This is a genomic window from Lysinibacillus sp. GW247-5R2A (assembly GCF_059424475.1).
In genome coordinates this window covers 1-4,488 of sequence record NZ_JBWKZL010000029.1, presented here as the reverse complement: position 1 = coordinate 4,488, position 4,488 = coordinate 1, and the positions used below count along the sequence as shown (strand labels likewise).

Here is a 4,488-nt window from a genome sequence, read left to right as displayed (position 1 = left end):
ACTCTCCATAAAAGAAATTTGATTAGCTCAAATTGTTTTGCTGGCATCAATTTTGATGTCCAAAATTTTGTTTCGTTCACTAGCTAGGCTAGTTACTGAAAACTTTATTGATTACGTTTTGCTTGTTCAGTTTTCAAGGTTCATGTTGTTTGTTTCCCTGTCACCTCTTGGCGACTTATACATAATAACATCGATTATTCATGAAAGTCAACACTAAATCATAAGTTTTTTTAAAGAGACTTATTTTTTATTTAAAATTATAGAAATGAGGTTGTTATTATGATCCGTAAAACGTTGATTTCACTGCTTCTAATCGGAATTCTCTTTGTTTTTCTAAAACCTATAAATTCTACGATGATTTCTGTATTTAATATTGCGAACGCACCAGTTGTCGTTACAAAAGGTCATTATGGCACATCTCTTGTTGTCGAGGTTTCATTCTCTGATGAGTCTCTAATGGATTGGCTTAAAACGGTAAAAGAGCCATATCCGCTTCTTCTTCTAGATACAGATTGGATCAAGCGTTCCCCAGACCATATAAAAATTATTCAAGAACGGAAATTACCTACAGGACTACTTGGACCAGAGGATTCAATAGAAGAACCTATTAACATTAAGCTTGTACAGAAGGATATTGATATTTATGAACAATATTTGAAGGAAAAGCCACTTTGGTTTGCAACTCGGAATCACCAGTATTCACAAGACTTACAAAAATCTCTGTTTCAGCAACAAATGAATTTGCTATCTCCATCCCTTATTTGGCAGGGTGAGAAAACACCAAAACTCCAAAAAGGGGACTTTGTCTTTGTTCCATTACACCAAGATAGCTCCATTACTTTTAAAGAACTTAATACTTTAATACAACAACATAAGTTTATGTCAATTGAGGAAAATATATTTGGCTATAAAATACAAACTAAAAAATCTCCATAAAAAAAATTGCCTCTATTTTGTAGGAGGCAATTTTTTTTGCATTTAAGCATTTTTTGCTTGTTCTTTGCGCGCTTTGCGACGTGCTTCTAATTTTTGACGATCCTCATCGGATTTTGCATTATATTTTGGCAATACTAATAATTGATATGCATTAACCGCCAATAACGGGAATAATAATAACGCGACGTATTCATTGATATTTTCATCACGACCCATTAACGCAATTGTCCATTCCAGAGTTGTAATGACAATCATGAAGAACAGAGCAGAAATGAACACATGTTTTTTCCCTGTTAGCTTTACTTTTTGAACGGCCGTAGCTATGGCTCCAAAAATGAGGACGATTAATAATCCAACATAGAACAACCAGCTTTGTCCATCCTTTATACCAGGTACAAAACGGAAGAAAATGATATCAAAAATAGTAATTGCAATGAGTAAAAGCTGTACCCAATTCCACAATGTAAGTGTTCTAAAGATATTTACACCTACTTGATGGAGTGTTAAATAAGCAAAAAAGCCAGCCTGTGCAATAACACTCATTGTAAATCCTAAGAAGACCATCCATAACAGTCCAGCGAAAAATTCTCCCCAATGACCGTTTGCTATGTATGGTTGGAAGAAATCCCAGCGAATAAATAAACTAAAAACTCCGTTGACTACCCCACCAACGAGCATTGCAAAGAAGAAAAACTTTGCCCAATTTCGTATCGTCACAACTAAAAGTCCCCCAATTTCTCAATATATCTGTCCTTATTTTATCAATGCATTGTTAAAAAAGCTATTTCTCATCTTTCCCAATACATAAAGTCATCAGAAATGTGAACAATAATTGAAAGAGTCTATCTATAGAAAGGACTGATTGTCGATGCGAAAATTCACCTTATTACTGATTCTAATGCTATTTCTTTCTGCCTGTTCACAAGATAAAACCTCTACTATGTCCTATGATGAAATAAAAAAAATTATGATTGACTCTTTACAAACAGAGGACGGTAAAAAGGCATTGCGACAGCTTTTAGAAGAGCCAAGTTTCCGTGAGCTGTTGATTTTAGAGCATGATGAAGTGAAAAAAGCTACTGAGGAAACATTACTTTCCAAGGAAGCTGAAGACTTTTGGAAGAAAACCTTTGAAGATCCAAAGTTTAAGGAAACCGTTGCAAAAAGTATGCAAAAGCAGCAACAGGATATTATGAAGGATTTAATAAAAGATCCAACTTTCCAAAAGGATATGGAAGCCTTTTTTGGACAGCCTGATATGCAGAAACAGCTAGAGACCATCCTGAAATCATCCAATATGCGAAAGCAGATGGAGGAAGTAGTGAAGGAAACGATCGAAAGCCCATTAATGCAGTCAAAATGGCAAGAGTTAATTAAAAAGAGTGGCGAAACAACTTCATCTGGAAGTGGCGATAAGAAAGAAGCAAGCGGTGAAAGCGGTGGCAGCACTGATAAGGAGCAAAAAGGCACTGAATAACCGTGGATTTAAAAAAAACGGATTTCCTCCAAAAGGATGGGAATCCGTTTTTTATTATTTATTTAATTTTTCAATGATTGTCGTCGCGATGTCTAAATAAATTTGTCCGGTAGTATGATTTTCAGCATATACAGACGGTGCAAAATCAGCATCAGTCCAATCTGGTTGACCAAGTGGAATTTGACCAAGTAGCTCCGTACGAAGCTCTTCTGATAGTTTAGGACCTCCGCCTTGCCCAAAGACAAACTCTTTTTCACCTGATTTCGATTGGAACCAAGCCATGTTTTCAATAACACCTAAAATTTCATGGTCCGTTTGTAGAGCCATGGCACCTGCACGAGCTGCAACAAATGCTGCTGTTGGGTGAGGCGTTGTAACTACAATCTCTTTTGATGAAGGTAACATTTGATGAATATCTAATGCAACATCACCTGTGCCAGGTGGTAAATCTAATAATAGATAGTCAAGCTCTCCCCACTCTACATCACGGAAGAATTGATCTAATACTTTACCTAGCATCGGGCCACGCCATACAATAGGAGCATTATTTTCTACAAAAAAGCCCATTGAAATCATTTTTACGCCAAAGCGATCTACTGGGAAAATACGATTATCGACTACTTTAGGCATATCCGTTACACCCATCATATCAGGCACACTAAAACCGTAAATATCTGCATCGATTAAGCCCACTTTTTTGCCTAGACGAGCTAAAGCAACCGCTAAGTTAACCGAAACTGTAGACTTACCTACTCCACCTTTACCCGAAGCAATTGAAATGACTTGAACTGTGCTAAGCGGTGATAAAATATCCTGTGCTTCAGATTCTGTTGCTGTGCCACGGAAGCTTTGAAGCTTTTCTGCTGATAGCTCTTCAAAACGAATACCAACCGTATTTACACCCGCTTCTTTTAACATCTCAACAATCTTCATTTGTAGCTGTAATTGTTCAGGTGTATTCAATTTAACAATCGCAACTTTTACACTGACATGATTTTTTTCTTCTTTTATTGCTACGTTTGTAATACCATCTGTTTCTGCAAGCGATTTATGTAAAAATGGATCTTGTAGTTGTCCTAGTATTTCTCGTACTTGTTGTTCAGTAATCACGACGAACACTCCCCTTATATTGTCTCCATGTTAGTATATCATAAATGATTTAATTTACGTTGTGATGTTGCTCTACTCAACTTTGGCTAATAGATACTCTTCTATACCTTCAACAATTGCATCTGCCATTTTTTCTTGGTAGTTCTTATCTGTTAATAATGCTCGTTCTTCATCATTACTAATAAATCCCGTCTCTACTAATGCCGCAGGTACTTCTGCTTTTTTCAGTAAATAAATCTGCTTAATAGACAATGCTTCTCGGTCTGTATTTTTTAAATTAGTACGAATCGACTCTTGAATACTTTTTGCAAGGATCTCACCGTCAGCATGTCCTTCCTTATGATAAAACACCTGTGCGCCACGCCATTTTGTTTCCGGAATAGCGTTGGCATGAATGGTAATAAACACATCTGGTTTTTCTTTCTCTACAATATCCTTTCTTAAAAAGATATCTTGTTTTTTACGCTCTCTTAACGTTCCATATTTTTCTGATGGCGCGTGTTCATCAATAACATCACCACTTTTTGTTCTTGTCATGATGACTGTTGCGCCTTTCTTCTTCAATTTCTTCTCCACATGCTGAGAAATTGCAAGTGTAATATCCTTTTCAATGACTTCGCCCTTTGAAGCTCCTCCATCCTCTCCACCATGCCCTGCATCAATGACAATTTTTATGCCACCAAGTGGGTCTGGTAAAAAGAAGTTACGGTCCGAAGCATTTGTTTCATATGCCACGAACACTATACTCATAAGCATAATTACTCCTAGTGCCAGCCAGCGCTTCACCCATATCCACCACCCTTTTACATTTAGTGTACGAAGTTAGTGGATAAACTATGCCAGAAAGAAAAAAAAGAGGCTGGGACAGAACTAGCTGATATTCAAGATAAAAGAGGCTGGGACAGAACTAGCTGATATTCAAGATAAAAGGGAAATCGATGCTGTTCGATTTCCCTTTTTGCTTA

Annotated in this window: 5 protein-coding genes; 2 read left to right on the top strand and 3 right to left on the bottom strand. The window is 36.8% G+C overall.

What is annotated here, in order from left to right:
• Positions 1-279 precede the first annotated feature (279 nt).
• Positions 280-936 carry a hypothetical protein gene (locus tag AC07YC_RS22750; RefSeq protein WP_494920517.1) on the top strand — a complete coding sequence of 219 codons (657 nt, stop codon included), beginning with the start codon at positions 280-282 and terminating at the stop codon, positions 934-936.
• A 42-nt stretch (positions 937-978) separates the two neighbouring features.
• Here AC07YC_RS22750 and AC07YC_RS22745 read toward each other — a convergent pair whose 3' ends face one another.
• A complete protein-coding gene (locus tag AC07YC_RS22745) occupies positions 979-1,653 on the bottom strand; it encodes a KinB-signaling pathway activation protein (protein WP_494920516.1) in 675 nt (224 codons plus the stop codon).
• A 151-nt stretch (positions 1,654-1,804) separates the two neighbouring features.
• On the opposite strand from AC07YC_RS22745, the gene gerD reads away from it, so the two are divergent.
• Positions 1,805-2,413: a spore germination lipoprotein GerD gene (gerD, locus tag AC07YC_RS22740; protein WP_036223352.1), complete on the top strand. Its 609-nt coding sequence runs from the start codon at positions 1,805-1,807 to the stop codon at positions 2,411-2,413.
• A gap of 54 nt (positions 2,414-2,467) precedes the next feature.
• Here the strand turns inward: gerD and AC07YC_RS22735 are convergent, their stop codons facing one another.
• Positions 2,468-3,523, bottom strand: coding sequence for a P-loop NTPase (locus AC07YC_RS22735; RefSeq protein ID WP_494920515.1), 1,056 nt, complete (start codon positions 3,521-3,523; stop codon positions 2,468-2,470).
• 72 nt (positions 3,524-3,595) lie between these two features.
• Complete coding sequence (locus tag AC07YC_RS22730) at positions 3,596-4,309, bottom strand: N-acetylmuramoyl-L-alanine amidase (protein ID WP_008175554.1); 714 nt, start codon at positions 4,307-4,309, stop codon at positions 3,596-3,598.
• Between the last annotated feature and the right edge of the window lie 179 nt (positions 4,310-4,488).